Genomic DNA, 1416 nt, shown 5'->3' on the forward strand with positions numbered 1-1416 from the left:
AATTTTACAGCATCGTTTATTGCCTTTATCGTGCTTTGATTGACACAATTCATAATGATGGAGTGGAGCATGCAGGGTATTTATCATTTTTAATTCTGTTATCAATATTTCCTTTTCTCATCGTTTTAATGGCTGTGGCGTCAACATTCGCAAATTTTTTAGACCAGTACAACATTGGCTGGGTATTTATCATTGATAACATGCCACAGGATATTTTATCATCTTTGATGCCGCGTATTAGGGAGATAATATCAGGCCCGCCGCAAAGCTTACTAACTTTAGCAATTGTAGGTGCTGTTTGGACCGCTTCATCGACAATTGAAGGGCTTAGAACAATACTCAATAAGGCCTATAAAGTTCCGGTTTCGCCGCCTTATATATTAAGAAGAGTACTAAGTATATTACAATTTTTAGTAATCACGCTTATTATAACTCTAACTATAGTGTTTTCTACACTAGTACCAATGCTAATTGATTTTTCCTATCAGGGGCTAGGTTATACTAGGTATTTACTTATTGAATTTGTACTTTTCACAGTAGTCTCTTGGCTATATTTTATGTTACCAAACATAAAACAAAATTTATCAGACGTATTTCCTGGATCTTGTGTAGCTGTTATTCTTTGGACGATTTCTGCTTCAGCTTTTAAGCAATACTTAAAAGCTTCCTTTGACCAACTGGATTTGATATATGGAAGTTTAGGTGGTGTAGTAGTGTCATTACTATTTTTTTATATGCTAAGTTTGATTTTTATATATGGAGCAAAATTCAATTTTCAGCTAAAATATTTCAATGGATCTCGCTAAGGAGAAAGAAATGGGTAAGTTAGAAGGTAAAGTAGCTTTAATCACCGGAGCTTCAGGTGGAATAGGCTCTGCTGTTGCAAAAAGGTTTATAAGAGAAGGTGCATGTGTGATTCTGATTTCAAGATCTCTTGATAATCTCAAGCCACTATATAATGAAAATTGAAGAGCTTGAAGAATTTAAAGAAGGCTCTGTGAAACTAATTCAGCTTGATCTTTTAGACTTTGAGAATGTAAAGATACTGACAAACATGATAGAAAGCCTGAAATTATCAGAATCTGGAGCACTTGATATATTAGTTGCGTGTGCTGGAATTTTAGGCAAACTGAACCCCATTCATGACTGTGAGATTGAAGAGCTACAGAACGTAATGAATACAAATTTTACTGCCAATTGGTACTTACTAAAAAACTTAGATCCAATGCTAAAAAAGTCTAATGCTGGAAGAGCGATATTCATGACCTCAGAAGTGACACTTTCTCCTTCCTCTTATCCATATTGGATGCCGTATGCTGCAAGTAAAGTTGCACTAGAAATAATGGTGCAGATATATGCATCTGAGACAAAACATACAAAATTATGTGTAAATGCTGTATACACGGAAGGACCTGT

The 1416-nt window shown here is 35.0% G+C and carries 1 protein-coding gene and 1 pseudogene; both read left to right on the plus strand.

Annotation, left to right across the window (positions count from 1 at the left end):
• Nucleotides 1–806: YihY/virulence factor BrkB family protein (locus WGMM_RS00305; RefSeq protein WP_240991787.1), on the plus strand; the 806-nt coding region annotated here is incomplete at its 5' end.
• Nucleotides 793–1416, plus strand: a pseudogene (locus WGMM_RS00310) (SDR family NAD(P)-dependent oxidoreductase); the annotation flags it as partial. The gene WGMM_RS00305 and the pseudogene WGMM_RS00310, both read left to right, overlap by 14 nt.

The organism is Wolbachia endosymbiont of Glossina morsitans morsitans (assembly GCF_000689175.1).
GTDB lineage: Bacteria > Pseudomonadota > Alphaproteobacteria > Rickettsiales > Anaplasmataceae > Wolbachia > Wolbachia pipientis.